10 protein-coding genes and 1 other annotated feature are annotated in these 16364 nt (G+C 33.7%); of the genes, 6 read left to right on the forward strand and 4 right to left on the reverse strand.

The genetic code is table 11. The annotated features are described in order from the left end of the window. Positions 1-172: 172 nt before the first annotated feature. Positions 173-3253: a transglycosylase domain-containing protein gene (locus tag V1503_RS14305; protein ID WP_410627775.1), complete on the reverse strand. Its 3081-nt coding sequence runs from the start codon at positions 3251-3253 to the stop codon at positions 173-175. A gap of 610 nt (positions 3254-3863) precedes the next feature. Then, positions 3864-4116: a binding site (T-box leader), on the forward strand. Positions 4117-4327: 211 nt separating this feature from the next. Between V1503_RS14305 and tyrS the strand changes: the two genes are divergently transcribed. Further along, positions 4328-5590 (forward strand): tyrosine--tRNA ligase, encoded by a 1263-nt coding sequence (gene tyrS, locus V1503_RS14310; RefSeq protein ID WP_410627777.1) that lies wholly within the window; start codon positions 4328-4330, stop codon positions 5588-5590. 934 nt (positions 5591-6524) lie between these two features. Continuing rightward, complete coding sequence (locus tag V1503_RS14315) at positions 6525-7148, forward strand: histidine phosphatase family protein (RefSeq protein WP_410627779.1); 624 nt, start codon at positions 6525-6527, stop codon at positions 7146-7148. 112 nt (positions 7149-7260) lie between these two features. Here V1503_RS14315 and rpsD read toward each other — a convergent pair whose 3' ends face one another. Then, positions 7261-7863, reverse strand: a complete 603-nt coding sequence (rpsD, locus tag V1503_RS14320; protein WP_214481647.1) for a 30S ribosomal protein S4 — start codon at positions 7861-7863, stop codon at positions 7261-7263. Positions 7864-8270: 407 nt separating this feature from the next. On the opposite strand from rpsD, the gene V1503_RS14325 reads away from it, so the two are divergent. Both V1503_RS14325 and megL read left to right on the forward strand, forming a co-directional pair. Further along, on the forward strand, positions 8271-10139 hold the full coding sequence (locus V1503_RS14325; RefSeq protein WP_410627782.1) for a sensor domain-containing diguanylate cyclase: 1869 nt from the start codon (positions 8271-8273) through the stop codon (positions 10137-10139). Between the two features lie 303 nt (positions 10140-10442). Beyond that, positions 10443-11630 (forward strand): methionine gamma-lyase, encoded by a 1188-nt coding sequence (gene megL, locus V1503_RS14330; RefSeq protein WP_410627784.1) that lies wholly within the window; start codon positions 10443-10445, stop codon positions 11628-11630. A gap of 224 nt (positions 11631-11854) precedes the next feature. Here megL and V1503_RS14335 read toward each other — a convergent pair whose 3' ends face one another. After that, positions 11855-12346: a GAF domain-containing protein gene (locus tag V1503_RS14335; RefSeq protein ID WP_410627786.1), complete on the reverse strand. Its 492-nt coding sequence runs from the start codon at positions 12344-12346 to the stop codon at positions 11855-11857. Positions 12347-12786: 440 nt separating this feature from the next. Between V1503_RS14335 and refZ the strand changes: the two genes are divergently transcribed. After that, on the forward strand, positions 12787-13428 hold the full coding sequence (gene refZ, locus V1503_RS14340) for a forespore capture DNA-binding protein RefZ (protein WP_410627788.1): 642 nt from the start codon (positions 12787-12789) through the stop codon (positions 13426-13428). On the opposite strand, the gene hisJ is transcribed toward refZ, so the two are convergent. Beyond that, a complete protein-coding gene (hisJ, locus tag V1503_RS14345) occupies positions 13425-14246 on the reverse strand; it encodes a histidinol-phosphatase HisJ (RefSeq protein WP_410627790.1) in 822 nt (273 codons plus the stop codon). The two genes, refZ and hisJ, sit on opposite strands and share 4 nt — an antisense overlap. A gap of 346 nt (positions 14247-14592) precedes the next feature. On the opposite strand from hisJ, the gene ezrA reads away from it, so the two are divergent. Continuing rightward, positions 14593-16284: a septation ring formation regulator EzrA gene (gene ezrA / locus V1503_RS14350; RefSeq protein WP_410627792.1), complete on the forward strand. Its 1692-nt coding sequence runs from the start codon at positions 14593-14595 to the stop codon at positions 16282-16284. The last annotated feature ends 80 nt before the right edge of the window (positions 16285-16364 follow it).

A 16364-nucleotide genomic window follows, 5' to 3' on the forward strand; every position in this document is an offset into this window, starting at 1 on the left:
TTTTTCGTATTAAGAACGAAACAAATATTTAATAGGTAGCATCTTATACGTCTAACTATTAATAGTTCTTATATATGAAAATATGATATTTTTAATAAAGGGTTAAAAAAAGAAGGTCGCTCAGTATTAACTTTTGAGCAACCTTCTTTTTAATAGGCCCTAAACTTTACTATTAAGGATTTGATGGGTCTGTAGGTGTACTTGGATCTTCTGGTTCAGTTATATCACCGGGTTGATCGTTTCCTGGATCATTCTCACCGTCACTAGGTTGATCGTTGTCCTCATCACCAGGGTCCTCACCGTCACCAGGTTGATCGTTATCCTCATCACCAGGGTTCTCACCGTCACCAGGTTGATCATTATCGTTATCACCTGTATCAGGATCGTCGCCCTCACCAGGTTGATCATTATCATCGTTACCAGGATCATCCTCACCGTCACCAGGTTGGTCATTGTCCCCGTTGTTAGGGTCTTCATTATCATCAGGTTCTTCCTGCCAATCACCATTAATGACTTTATTAGACTCAGCAGATTCTCTTCCAAATATATCGACCGCAGTCACATAATAAGCACTATCAGTATTACCTACTGTAAATCCTAAATCTTCACCAACAGGTACGATACCTATTTCAGAAACATTCTCCCCATAATTAGATATTTCGTACACTCGATATCCAATAACAGTTTGTTGATAATGAGCAGGCCATGAGATTGAGTTTCCATTTAGTTTAACACCGCCCATTGTATCAGGTACCTCTCCCGTATCTTCTAATTCCTCTAATTCTGGAAAAATAATGTTGCTCCATTTTTCACTATTTGGAATGAGTTGCTTAGCTACTTTTATATCGGTAATGCCAATTTCTTCAAGGAATGCTTCAGTAAACATAAATCCTTCAATAGTAAATTCTTCAGGGGTCGTTTCTAAAGCTCGATATATTTTTTCACCAATTTCAACATAATTAGCTTTTTCTAAGCTATTGTCCTCTTTTGTAGGTACATATTTTGCGTTAAAAAGGTCTGTTTCAATAAGCCCAGCCTCTTCACATGCTTTGGAAGGCAATAGACCTGATGCAGCACAATAAGAACGACTAATGATTCCACCAGGCATTTTAAACCTTTCTTCAGGAGCAACTAGTTCAGGTTTAATAGCATAAGCGGCATTCATTAAATCTGCCCACAAGTATATGTTTCTTTGGCCATATGTTGGCCCTGACGTCGTTTTTACTGACTTTGGTGTGTCATACCCATTCCAAACTCCAAAGGTTACATTTGGGTTTGTTGCAACAAACCATGCATCTTTAAAATCTTGTGCTGTACCAGTTTTACCTGCCCAATCAGACTTAAAATCAAGTCTACCCGGGAGTGATGCAGCTGTTCCACTGCTAATGACATCTCTCATTATGTCAATCATTAAGTAAGATGTTTGTGGGCTAAATACTTCGACAGGCTCACTTTCATGCTCATAAATTATCTCACCGTCATTTGTTTCAATTCGTTCAATCATATAAGCATCGACAAATTGACCATCATTTCCGAAGGTAGCATATGCATTAACATTCTCTTCAACAGTGACACCATATGTTAATCCACCGATTGCCATTGACAAATTATAATGATCTCCTTCAGTTAAGTTTGTATAACCCATTTTTTCTAAATAAGAAACAGGATTTTGGTCAATGATAGACATATATGATCTAACAGCTGGTATATTATATGATTTCTGCAAAGCATAACGAACAGAAGTCAGACCGTGTGTTCTACCATCATAGTTTCCTGGCGAATAAGTCTTTCCACCAGCTGGAACTTTTAATTCGACATCAGCTAATACTGAACCAGGCTGAACTTTTCCTAACTCCATTGCAGGACCGTAAGCTAACAAAGGCTTCATTGTAGAACCGTTTGAACGAGGTGCATTGGTAGCATGGTTCAGCTGTTCTCGATCATGGTCGCGTCCACCAACAAAGCTGATGATTTTACCAGTTGTATTTTCAATTAGTACAGCTCCAGCTTCAATAGGCTCCATTACTTGAACCATTTCCCCAGTTTCAGGATCTTCTTTTTCTTCTGGCTTGTCAGGTGCGAAATATTCAAAGTTTTGAACTACAGTTTGCATTTCATCATAGATTTCTTTATCAATTGTCGTATGGATTTTATAGCCATTTTGTCGTAAGTTTTTACTCGCACGATTTATATAATCGTTGTATAGATCGTCGTTTTCCGCTAAATCGGTCACTTCGTACCCGTCGTTTTCAGCTAATATTTCGGCTAATATTTCCTCTGCACGATCCTCAATCTCAAAAGTAAGCCAAGGGTAATTATCTATTGGAGATGGCTTAGGTGGTGCAAAATCTGCTGTTATATCGTAATTTAATGCAGATTCATATTCTTCCTTCGTAATAAACTCAGCTTGCAGCATACGGCTAAGTACAGTGTGCATTCTATTCATAGATGATTCTAAATTCTCTTTTATCTCACCTTTATTTGTAAATGGTGTATAGCTAAAGCTTTGAAATAAACCAGCAATAAATGCGCTTTGAGGTATGTTTAAATCTCTCGCATCAACATCAAAAATACCTTGAGCAGCTGTTTGGATACCAGCAATGTTCCTACCTGAAGAATTTCTTCCGAGAGTAGAAACATTTAAGTAAGCTTCAAGAATTTCATCTTTGTCAAAAGATTGTTCAAGTCGCAGAGCAAGTAACATTTCCTTTGCCTTACGTTCGAATGATACTTCGTTTGAAAGTATTTGGTTTTTAATTAACTGTTGGGTAAGCGTACTACCACCAGTTCTTATAGATGAATTTGTAACTTCTTGGAAAAGGGCACGCATGATTGCTTTTGGAACAATTCCACTATGATCCCAAAAAAACTCATCTTCTGTTGCAACGACTGCATTTATTAGGTGCTGAGAAACATCATCTATACTAACTTCTTCACGATCAAGGTCGGAACGAAGCTTACCTAAATAAACATTATCATCAAAATATAACTCAGTCGTTTCTTCATAATTATAAATGTCTTTTTTCATACTATCATAAGAGCGGATGGGTTCATCCTTTACTAACGACGCGAAGTAGCCAGCTCCAACACCACCAGCAAAAAAGAATCCGATTAATCCAATAATAATAAAGAGTAAGGTGATGTTCCAAAACACACCGTAGGTAATTCTTGCACCTTTAACAGCATCTTTGCTACTGAACATCTTTTGTACTTTTTGTAATCGATCTTGCCAATTAGATCTATTATCACTCATATTCAATATTTCCCCCCTGGGTACAATCAACTAAAAATCTCTATCTAATTTATAATTTTTAATCATTGAAGTTTTATTAAAAAGCTGCTTTCGCATGGGTTGTTGCTTTTCGTACTAAGAGTTAAATACATATTCATTTAGTTTTCGTGGCATTTTTCTACTTTAAAATTTTTAGTAACAATAGCAGCAAAGTTTACGAAAAGAGCCTATTAAAAAGCTCTCTCCCAAAAATTTGTAGTTATTGTTAGTAACAAATTAATTTCATTCAGTTATTATTTTGTTGTAGAAAAAGTTGCATTGTATGCTAGTTTTCTATGTATTTATTCCTTTGCCACAATAAACAACTATCATTTGGAAAACCACTTTATAAAAAGACAAAATCATTACAATTATAGCATAAGTCATTTTCCTTGTTCTAAAATATTTTTGTTTCCATATTTTAAATGTAAATTGTATGATATGGCTTAAGGCCTATGAATAAAATATCATTTTTCGTATGGAAGATTTGAACTTACAAATCGTTAAATTTGTAAAGCTTAATTCAAAATAATTAAATGTGTTCTTGACATTTATGATGCTAATGTGATAAAAATATTCTTAACTCAAATACATGAATGCAATGATAGGAATTAGTAGTGAAATATCTCCCTGTAAACATGGTTGTTAGGTCAATTTAACAACTTCACTTAGAGAGCTGGTGTTTGGTGGGAACCAGTACAAAGATATGCATGAATTACCTCCTAGAGCATCTTTTGCGAACGGTTAGTTGACTAAGTAGCAAAGGACGGTTTTACCGTTATCTTTTTAAGCCGGAGGATATATTCCTCAAGTAGGGTGGTACCGCGAATACACTCGTCCCTTCATTTTTAGGGGCGAGTTTTTTATTTGTCTAGCTTAAGGCTTCGTCGGCTTTAGATCATTAGCCGATCTACAAAAATGTTAACAAGTAACCTTCTTGTTAGGTTGTCTTATGCGAGTCTTGGGAGTTGACCCGATTACAACATTATCCACAGGACGTTGGCAATAATGAGGCCCCTTGCGTTGTTCTAATTTAACGAAAAGGAGATGATCTGTATGAATCTAATAGAGGATTTGCAGTTCAGAGGATTAATTAATCAAATTACTGATGAAGATGGGTTGGAAAAGCTTTTAAATGAGGAGACAGTAAAATTATATAGTGGATTTGATCCGACAGCAGATAGTTTACACATTGGTCATTTATTACCAATATTGGTTTTAAAGAGGTTTCAATTAGCTGGCCATCAACCAATTGCACTTGTCGGTGGAGGAACAGGGTTAATTGGTGACCCAAGTGGTAGAAGTAGTGAGAGGTCATTAAATACAGAAGATGTAGTCATTGAATGGTCTAATCGTATAAAGCAACAGCTGTCTCGTTTTCTAGATTTTGATAATGGTGAAAATAAAGCCCTTTTAGCAAATAATTTTGATTGGATTGGCAAGCTAGATGTTGTTACATTTTTGCGAGATGTAGGTAAAAATTTTGGGATCAATTATATGCTTGCAAAAGATTCCGTTCAATCAAGAATTGAGTCGGGGATTTCATTTACAGAATTCAGCTATATGATATTACAATCATTAGACTTTTTACATTTATATAAAGAACAAAATTGTAAAGTACAAATTGGTGGTAGTGACCAATGGGGAAATATTACTGCAGGCTTAGAATTAATTAGAAAATCTTCTGATGAAGAGGAAAAAGCATTTGGATTAACGATACCACTCGTCACGAAAGCAGACGGTACAAAATTCGGCAAAACTGCTGGTGGAGCCGTATGGTTAGATAAGGAAAAAACATCTCCATACGAGTTTTATCAGTTCTTTATTAATTCTGATGACAGAGATGTAATCAATTTTCTTAAGTATTTTACATTCTTATCTAAGGATGAAATTGAGCAATTAGAGCAAGAATTACGTGACGCACCTGAACAAAGAACGGCTCATAAAGCGCTTGCTCAAGAAGTGACCAAGTTAGTTCATGGAGAAGAGGCATTAAATCAGGCAATTAAAATATCTAATTCACTATTCAATGGAGAGATTTCGGCACTGACAGCTGAAGAAATTAAACAAGGATTTAAAGATGTCCCTTCATACAATTTTGAAGGTGAAGATGAAATAGATTTAGTTGATTTGCTAGTTACTAGCAAGGTTTCCCCATCAAAGCGTCAAGCAAGAGAAGATATAAAAAATGGAGCTATATATATTAATGGTGAACGAACACAAGAAATTGATCGTGTCATAACTAACACGGATAGAATCGAAGGCCAATTCACTGTTATTCGCCGAGGTAAGAAAAAATACTTCCTAATCAAGTATTAATAGCCAAGCGCAGCTGACATGGTGCTCATTTTATAAATCACAACAATGATAAAATATATTAATTAACATAATAAAAACCTTAGAAAATCATTTCTAGGGTTTTTGCACTTATTAACGAGAGTAGAAATCAATACAATTAAAAAGCCTATTAACACTAATATTTTTGAGAAAACCTAGTTAGAGGTTTAAAGCCTGCTCAACTGCTTGAACAGATTCTTATTCTATGTCCTTGAAAGAATGACTATAAATGACCAAAATCATTTGTGGAGTGTTACCTAAACGGGCAGGCATACTTTCACAGGAATTCTCTGACTAATTAAAATTGTTGCATGAGAATGTCTTAAACATGTGGTGTTATCTTTTTTTTGCCAGTTTTTTTATAATTCGTTTAATAAAGTATTTGTTGGTGCGGTAAATGAGTAGATTTCTTGATTGATGGAAGATAAAGACAGTATCATTCTTCCGAGAGATAATTTTTAAATTGGTTAATTACCCCCTTCATTTAGGGTGATTCGGAGTTAGAACTTCTTTATTATCACGAGTTGAGTGTATCCATACTTTTCAAAAGGCTGATTTGAATTACGGTGGAGTTATATTAGAAGAGGAAATTGATTGTGACCATGCTGGAGAAGAAAATGGAAGCTATGATCTAAGTAAAGCAAATATTGTTATCTCTCAAAATCTTGCTTAACATGCAAAGTGGAGACAGTATACTAGGTATGCAGACGACATTAAAAAGGTTCTTTATGGACCTTATGATGGAAAATCCATTTATAGAGAGGTTAGAAGTTTTTGATAGGTGAATTAAGGCTAATTAATGAGCTCAATATGTGTTGTATATTGATGTAATTATTAAACATTAATAAACATCAAAAAATCAAAAAAATAAGTATCAGCTGGGTGTTAAATTACCACTGTAAGGTAGGGGATAAAAATGGAGATATTAATAATAAGACATGGTGAATCAGAAGCAGATATTCTTAATGTACATGAAGGAAGAGCTGATTTCTCATTAACACAAAAAGGAACAATTCAAGCGAAATCTTTAGCTTCACATTTAGTTGAAAATTTTGGGGAATTTGATGCAATTTGGACAAGCACATTAAAAAGGGCTTCTGAAACAGCAAAGATTTTGGGAGCAAAATTAAAATGTAATATTACTTATAGTGACGGCCTTAGAGAGAGGAACAATGGTATTTTAGCTGGGCAGCCTATTACAAAAGAAAACATGAATTCTCACTATGACTTAAAACCATTTGAGAGTATTCTAGAAGGAGAAACAGATATAGAGTTTAGAGCAAGAGCAGAAACTATCCTATTAAAAATATTAGATGAACATAATGATTCTAACAGAATTATTATATTGTCACATGGTGGTATGATTGAAAAATTGATACATGTTTTATTAAGATTACCTCCTGTTCCTAATTGTTTTATTCATACTCAAGATACAGGAGTACATTTAATTGAGTATAACTCATCTAATATTGTAATAAAATATTTTAATAATACAGATCATTTGAGTCAATTAGCTTCCCAAAAAATCTCCTCCAAATAACTTGAGGAGAATACATTATTCTACAAAGTAAAAAACAAACAAAAAACCCTAGAAACTTTGATAAAACAAGGTTTCTAGGGTTTTTACCATCGCTAGATATAAAGCGATTTAATTAACGAGAGTAGAACTCAACGATTAATGATTCGTTAATTTCAGCTGGTAATTCAGAACGTTCAGGTAAACGAGTGAATGTACCTTCTAGGTTATCAGCATTGAAGTTTACGTACTCAGGTACGAAGTTTGTAGCTTCAATAGCTTCTTTAATAATGTCAAGATTACGAGATTTCTCACGTACAGAAATCGTTTGACCAGGTTTAACTTTATATGAAGGAATGTCTAATCGACCTCCATCAACGATAATATGACCATGGTTAACTAATTGACGTGCTTGACGACGAGTACGAGCTAATCCTAAGCGATATACTAAGTTATCAAGACGAGATTCTAAAAGAACCATAAAGTTTTCACCATGTTTACCAGCCATTTTACCAGCTGCATCAAACAAGTTACGGAATTGACGTTCGTTTACACCGTACATGTGACGAAGCTTCTGTTTTTCTTGTAACTGTAAACCATATTCAGAAAGTTTTTTACGTTGACCTGGGCCATGTTGACCTGGTGCATAAGGGCGTTTCTCTAATTCTTTTCCCGTTCCACTTAGTGAAATTCCAAGACGACGAGATAATTTCCATGCTGGACCTGTATAACGAGCCATGATGACTCCTCCTTCAATGTTTTTATTTTGTATAAAATAAAAACAGACGTAATGTATTTCATTCAGCCCATTTTGTTTTTCATGTATCCTCGCTCTAGCAGCAGAGAGTTACACGATACACCTCCAATAGAGAGGAACAAACTGAGAACCCAATGTACATCACATAAGCTGCGATATTTTACACAACGAACATTATATGTTTTTTCTTCATGAAAGTCAAGAAGGTTATAATAAGAAAGTACATATACAGAAAATTATCAGGATAAAAGTAGTGTTATGGGACAAATTGACTATAAAATTTGAAAAAAATTAGGAAAAATTAATTGTTTTAAGATATAATATTGATAAGACAGAATTATTTAAACTTTCCATATATATGAACCAAACCTTAATAAACGGGTGATAAAATGGAACTAGTGGAAGAGCAAATATATACACGTATTAAAGCAGAGTTATTCGATCTGTTATTAATTGATGACAATCATAGTAATTATTATCATATACCATCGGAGTTAACCTACCTTATTAAAACTAATTTACAAGCGTTAGAAGTTAGTTTGTTTTTATATAACCACGAAATCGATCATTTTTTTCTAGAAGCTTCAACTATGACAAGTGTTGTTGAAGAGCTAGATCAGTTCTTCATTTCATCTGCAAAAATTTTACCGCATCTTCTCAATAAGACTATTATAAGACAGCCGCTAGTTGTACTTGATCAATTAGGAGATTCTTCTGTAACGATCCCTTTTAAAACTTTAATAGAAGAAAATGGTTTTTTATTAATAAAACAGAGTAACGTCAATGAGTATAGCAATCAATTTTTACAGAAGATAGGAAGAGAGTGCGAAAAATTTGTTAACCAAGTGAGGAAGTTCACAAATATTATTAATGAGGAAAAACGCTATGAGCAACTGAATCAAATAACAGCAAAGTTTCATTCCTCCATGTCAATCGACAGCGTTTTAGAGGAAATAATTGAGACACTTGAAGATATTTTTCCATCATTTACACATCATTTACTTCTTTCACATGACAACAACAATCAGAATCACATGCAAATTAGAGATTTGAATTATGATGATAACCATATTCATGAGCTCGCTATGAAAGCATATGTCAATGGTGAAGTGTTTTTTGAACAGAAGGAAAAACAATCGATCTTGTATGCTCCTCTTAGGGGTAAGCAAGGTGTGTACGGGGTGTTACAAATTACAGCACATAATAGTATCGCTTTTCCTAAACGGGAAGTAGATTTTATTATATTGCTAGCAAATACTGCAGGTAGCGCGATAGAGAATGCACAATTATATCAACAGTCGAAACGATTGATTGTTGATTTACAGCTAATAAATGCAACTTCACATACGTTAAATTCTAACCTTCGTTTAAGAGAAATAATGGCATTTATGACAGACCAAATGATAAATTCGTTCAATGCACAAGAAGTGGTTTTTGTGTTAATTGACGATAACAACGAGCTTACGGTATTACCAGGAAGTACAAGCTTTTTTGAAACTAAGGATAGTGAGGAATATATCCACTTTATCCATAAAAAAATAAAAGAAGAAATGGATTCGCTCTTTATAGGAGAGCTTCAAACTGATCATATAGTGAATGCTATTTACCGATCTTTAATGTCAGTACCAATGGTACATAGTGATAAATTAAAAGGGTTTGCACTTGTTTTACATAAACAACCACATCATTTTACCTTTGAATATTTTAAATTAATGCAATCGTTAATTCATCATTCTACGTTGGCATTTTCTAATTCTATGTTAAGAGAAGAATTGGAAAAGCTAGTTATTACTGATCATTTAACGAAGCTTTATTCAAGGAAATATCTAGATGAAAAGATTTTGTATTCATTAAGTGAAGATCCCCAAGGAACGCTATTACTTATTGATATCGACAATTTCAAAGAGGTCAATGACACATATGGTCATCAAGTAGGAGATGATATTCTTATTCAAGTGGCCGACATTATTAAAATGCATATACGAGAGAAAGACATAGGTGCGAGGTGGGGTGGAGAAGAATTTGCTATTTACCTCCCAAGGGTAGATTGTAAAATTGGTAAGGAAGTTGCTAAACGTCTAATAAAAAAGATTGAAAATGGTACAAATCCAAAAATTACGATTTCATGTGGGCTGTCTTATTGGGGAAATGACTATAAAAACAGTTTAAACGATTTGATCTTTCATGCAGATAAAGCGCTGTATAAAGCGAAAGGTTCAGGAAAAAATCAACTTGTCACTTATAATGTTGAGAACTGAAGAAAGTGCTTATACAGGTGCTCCGATGGATAATCATGTTTTTTCCGAGCTGCTCTTTTCGTAAACTTTGTTGATGAACATTTATTGGATTTCGTTGTTATTAAGATGTAAAGATACACGAACTCTAATTGGATAAGAGGTAATCTTTTAGAACGAAAACAATAATTTATGCGATACAGCAAGGAGAAAAATTGGAGCTCCTTTTTTTATTACCAAAAGAAAACGCTTTCATTTTTGTCCGCTTTTTCATATGATATAGGAGGTTGTATTAATAACCTATACAATTAAGGGGGGCATACGGAGATGAAAGATCATAAGTATCGAAATATTGAGACCTTAGTTATACACGGTGGGTATGAATCAAGTGAACATTTAGGCAGTCTAACGCCTCCATTGTTTCAGTCTTCCACATTTACTTTTGAAACTGCACAACAAGGAGAGAGAAGATTTGCTGGGGAAGAAGACGGCTATATATACTCCAGATTAAGCAATCCAACAGTGAAAATTTTAGAAGAACGTATTGCTACTTTAGAACATGGAGAGGCAGGATTAGCATTTGGCTCAGGAATGGCAGCAGTATCTGCTGTTTTGTTAGCAATGACCAAATCAGGAGATCATATCGTTTGTTCACAAGGACTATATGGTTGTACGTTTGGTTTATTACAGCTTATTGACGAAAAATATGGAATTACACATGATTTCTGTTCTATGGAAACAGAGGATAAATTTAAAAAAGAAATTAGACCGAATACTGCTTGCATATACATTGAAACACCCATTAATCCCACTATGAAGCTGATTGATATAGAAATGGTTGTTAAGGTTGCGAAGGAATATGACATACCAGTAATCGTTGACAATACGTTTAGTTCACCATATTTACAACAACCCCTTAAATTAGGTTGTGATGTGGTTGTTCATAGTGCAACAAAATATATTGGTGGACATGGTGATGTCATTGCTGGCTTAATAGTTGGAAAAAAAGACTTCATAGACACAGTTGCAAAAACAACTCAAAAAGATATTGGGGGTGTAATTTCTCCTTTTGATGCTTGGTTATTATTACGCGGATTAAAAACATTACCTGTCAGAATGGATCGTCACTGTTCAAATGCGGAGCAAATTGCTCAACAATTACAAGAACATCCAAAAGTCGAACAAGTTTTTTATCCAGGAGATAGTTCTAGCAATCAGTTCAACATAATGCAGAAGCAAATGAAAAAACCAGGGGGCTTAATTTCGTTTACGATAAAAGGAGATAAGGTAGAAGCACAATCTTTATTAAATAAACTTAAGTTAATTAAGATCGCTGTTAGTCTAGGCGATGCAGAAACTCTAATTCAACATCCCGCAACTATGACACACTCAGTTATTCCAGAATCTGCTCGGTTAAAAATGGGCATTCATGACAATTTATTAAGATTATCTTTAGGATTAGAAGCTTGTGAAGATATATGGTCAGATTTAAGTCAGGCTTTGGATCAAATATAAGGACTTTTTTCTAAACTTTGTTGCTAAGCAGTTTTCGTTTTAAAAGAGCAAAGATACCTCAACCTCTAGTGTTATGTGTGTATATCTTAGTGTGTAAAAAAACAATCAATGCGAAAACAAACAATATGAAAAGAGCAGTATTTATCAGTAAAATGGGCGTCGAAAGTGAAGGACAGGACGCCCATTTTACTATTGATATGAATCATTTAGTCCTAGATTGTTTGCTACATAGCGAAGGCTTCTTCTAATTTGCGAGTAAATTTTTCTAGGAATTTTTCATCCTGTTCATTAAAGCGATTTTTAATTGGACTATCAATATCTAGCACTCCAATCACTTTGTTGTTTTTTACTAATGGTATAACTATTTCTGATTGTGTTACTGCATCACAGGCAATGTGCCCTGGGAATTGATGAACATCAGCAACTCTAATAGTTTTGTTTTGTTTTGCAGCTGTCCCACATACTCCTTTACCGAAAGGAATTCTGACACATGCAGGTAAGCCCTGAAACGGCCCTAAAACTAGTTCGTCATGTGGATGATCTGTTAAATAAAAACCTACCCAGTTAATATAATCCAAAAACTGATTTAGCAACGCTGCTGCATTAGCTAAATTGGCTATATCGTTCTTTTCGCCCTCTATAAGAGCATGAAGCTGCTTAATTACGAGCTCATAATTCTCTTCTTTATTTTCCTTATACTTCTTCACTTCAAACATATATATCCCCCTATCTAAAATAAGTAACTAAAAATTATCGTGATTATTTAAGGCTCATTCGTAAACTTTGTTGGTTTATACAAAAATTGCTAAAATATAGAGTGTAGATGGCCCGAAACAATCGTTGTATTCGTGTGTTTTTATTAATACGAGAAAACATACGAAAACAGCTTTATATAAATCGACATGTACCGTGTTGGTGGACACGATTCACCATTTATTTTGCTCCTTCATGCTCTAGGACTTACCAACATTTTCGCAAAGAAACTTATTATAAATAAGAAATGGTAAGTTCATATTGAATGAGCCTAGATTCAAGGTTTTACTAATCATATCAAAAAACGTTGATTTATGCATGACTTTGTCGATAGAAATAGGAAGGTTTCAATAAAGATCTAAAGAATGTATTATATTAACTATTTTCTTAGGGGTGATAACATATGACAACCACTATGAAAACAAAACAAAAAATTATAAATGCAGCCATTGAGTTGTTTAATGTTAATGGCTATACAGGCACATCGGTTAGAGATATAGCTAATAGGGCGAAGGTAAATGTTGCAAATATTTCTTATTATTTCGTTAGTAAAGAAGGATTGTTAGAATACCTAGTATCAAATTTTTTTGAAGGTTATTTTTTAGTAATAGAAAATGTGCTTCGTTCATCAGAGAAAACATCTGCAAAGGAAACATTGAAACAATTTGTTCTCGAAACGTTAATCTACCAAAAGCAACATCATCTATTAACAAGATTTGTCTGCAGAGAAATTACTCTAGAAACAACCTTGATTAGGGAAGTTATGACCACTTACTTAACGAAGGAAAAATACCATTTGATTGCATTATTTGAAAAAGGCATAAAAGATGGCGAGTTTAGGGATATTTCAATCCCCTACACGATTATTCAATTAAAAGGCTTGCTTAGTACACCATATCTACAGAGTCAATACATTTCTGAAGTTCTCCACATTATTCCTACTGAGGAGTATTTTTTAAACCAATATATGAAGCAAATTGAAGTTTGGTTAGAAGGTATGGTATACATGCCAATCACTGAAGAGCGATCATTAACAGCGATTTAAATACTAGTAGGGTTTTTGAGATAATCCTTACAAATGATGTGAGAATAACCTTGACCTAAGTCATTTACACTATGAGCATCAGACCCATATACTAGAGGAATTCCTTGCTTTATTGCTTCTAGTATTATCCAATCTGAAGGGTATGCTTCCTTGCATAAAGGTTTATTTACCCCTGCTCCATTGTAATCAAGCTGCATTTTTTCCTTTTTCACCATGGATAGAAGCTCTACTATTTCGTCTGAGAAAGTCAATTTACATGGAAATTTTTTTTGGAATTTTTTCACGAGGGTGATATGTCCAATTCTTTTTGGTTTATGTTCCCCTAAATCTGCAATAACAGACTGATACACAGTCTCATAATATTGTTGATATACCTTTTCTATTGAACCAATTTTTTGAATAATTGTGTGGAACATTTCCGGACTATAATCTATACAATGGTATGCTCCATTGTTCAGTAAAAAATGGACAGATAGAATAGAATCATCTAATACAGCTCCATATGTATTTAAGAATTCTTTCGTTTCTGATTCGAACCCTTGAATATAGTCAACTTCTAAACCAATATTAATTTTAATTTCACTTTTATACTTCTCTTTTAAGGTTGAAATAGTTGCTATGTATTCTTCAAGCTGTGAAGGTTTCATAGCGCTATCTTGCTGTGGAGTAGGATCCTCAAATCCCACTGGTAAAGGTGCATGTTCAGTAAAAGATATTTCTGATAAGTTTAGGCTAAGCGCCCTATTTATATATTGTTCAATTGAATGATCTGTACCATGTGGACAATAAGGTGTGTGGACGTGACCGTCACTTTTCATAGCAATTCTCCTTTCGACAAATGTAAAACTTTCATGACCAAACTAGGGGATGATTATGGAGCTTAAACTTTTAATATTTATTCTAAAAAAAAAACGGGAAAAAATGCTAATTTTTATAAAAATTTTTAAATTATTGCTCAAAAAATGTCGTTTACATGTTATCATAAAAACATTGATATGTAGAGTGCTAGCTCATATTCACGAACAAAACCGAGTGATTAATTTGAACGACAGCATTCTTGCCTACTACCTTTATATCGTACGTCTATGTTCAAAGTGTCAACCATTTTGAACTTCTTGTTTACATAGTTGAATGGCAGAGAACGATAGCGCAAGGGAGCTAATTATGGATATATTATTATATGGAATAATTTCAATCATTCTTATTACAATTATTTTTAGTATATATATGAGAAAAAAGATGTATAAAGAAATTGATCGATTAGATGCTATAAAAATAGAAATTATGAATCGTCCTGTTACTGATGAAATGTCTAAGGTGAAAGATCTTCATATGACTGGACAAACAGAAGAGCTTTTTGAACGTTGGCGTAAAGAGTGGGATGAAATTATTACATTGCACTTGCCAAATGTAGAAGAATTATTGTTTGACGCAGAAGAATATACAGACAAATACAGATTTAATAAATCAAAGGAAGTTTTACTGAAAATTGATCAATTGATAAGAGACGTAGAAGACAATATTGCTACAATCTTAAAAGAGCTGGAAGAATTAGTAGGCAGTGAAGAGCAAAATAGATTAGACGTAGAAGAGTTTAGAACTATCTTTAAGAATATAAAAAAGGATTTACTAGCAAGACGCCACTTATATGGTAAGGCGGAAACAAATTTAGAAAATCAATTAGATGAACTAGAAAAAGAATTTTTACATGTTGATGAAATTACTGCTAATGGAGATTATTTAGAGGCAAAAGAGGCTTTAATAGATTTAAGTAATAATCTTCAAGAAATGCAAAGTAAGATGGAACAATTACCTCAATTATTAACAGAATGTCAAGGGACGATACCTAACCAACTTGAAGAAATTCATAGTGGATACCTTGAGATGAGTGAACAGGGGTACAAATTAGATCATATACCAGTTGAGATTGAAGTTGAACGAATACGAACACAACTTAGTAAGTATATAGATTTAATAGAAAAAACAGAAATACATGATGTTTCAAAAGGGCTAGAAGAAACTAAAGAAAATATTGAGACACTATATGATCTTTTAGAGAAAGAAGTATTGGCTCATCATTTTATCAATCATAATCAACATAACGTAAGTGAACTAATACGTTCTCTAAAAGAAGAGACAAATGAGACACGAGAAGAAACATTGTTTGTTCAACAATTATATCATCTAGATGAAGAAGAAATTGCAAAGTACCATAATATAGAAAATCAAATCGGTCAGCTTCAAAAACGATATACAGCAATTGTAAATAAAAAAGATGAAGAACAATTGGCCTATACAATTGTCAGAGAAGAACTTGAGAGTTGTTTAGAAGGAATCAACGATTTAACAGAGCAACATGAACAATTTAAAGAGATGCTTCAAAATTTACGTAAAGATGAACTATTTGCAAGAGAAAAAACAACTGAGATGAAGAAGCAGCTCATGGAACTAAAAAGAAAAGTTCAAAAGAGTAATATTCCGGGTATTCCCGCTTCATACCAAGCTGTATTAAGTGAGACTAGAAATGCGCTTGAACAGGTCTTTTTAAAACTTGAAGAAAAACCTCTAGATATGGTTGCTATTAATCAGTTGCTTGCAAAAGCAGTTGAGCAGGTAAATGCATCCTCCACAATGACAGATGAAATGATTGAGCAAGCTTACTTAGTTGAAAAGTTAATACAGTATGGGAATAGGTATAGAAGTAAAAATAAGAAGCTTGCTGAACAACTGAAAGAGTCTGAAGTATCATTTAGAAGTTATGATTACTCATTATCACTTGAACAAGCAGCTACTGCTATTGAAGAAATAGAGCCAGGTGCTTTAAGTAAAATAGAGGAAATGTTAGAGGATAAATAAGTCCTTTTTCTGTTAAGTTGATTAAGCTGGATATGTAATTTTATAGGCTTTTTTCATAACCTATGTTGCTATACTTCACA

It is taken from the genome of Nanhaiella sioensis (assembly GCF_046557775.1).
Lineage (GTDB): Bacteria > Bacillota > Bacilli > Bacillales > SM2101 > Nanhaiella > Nanhaiella sioensis.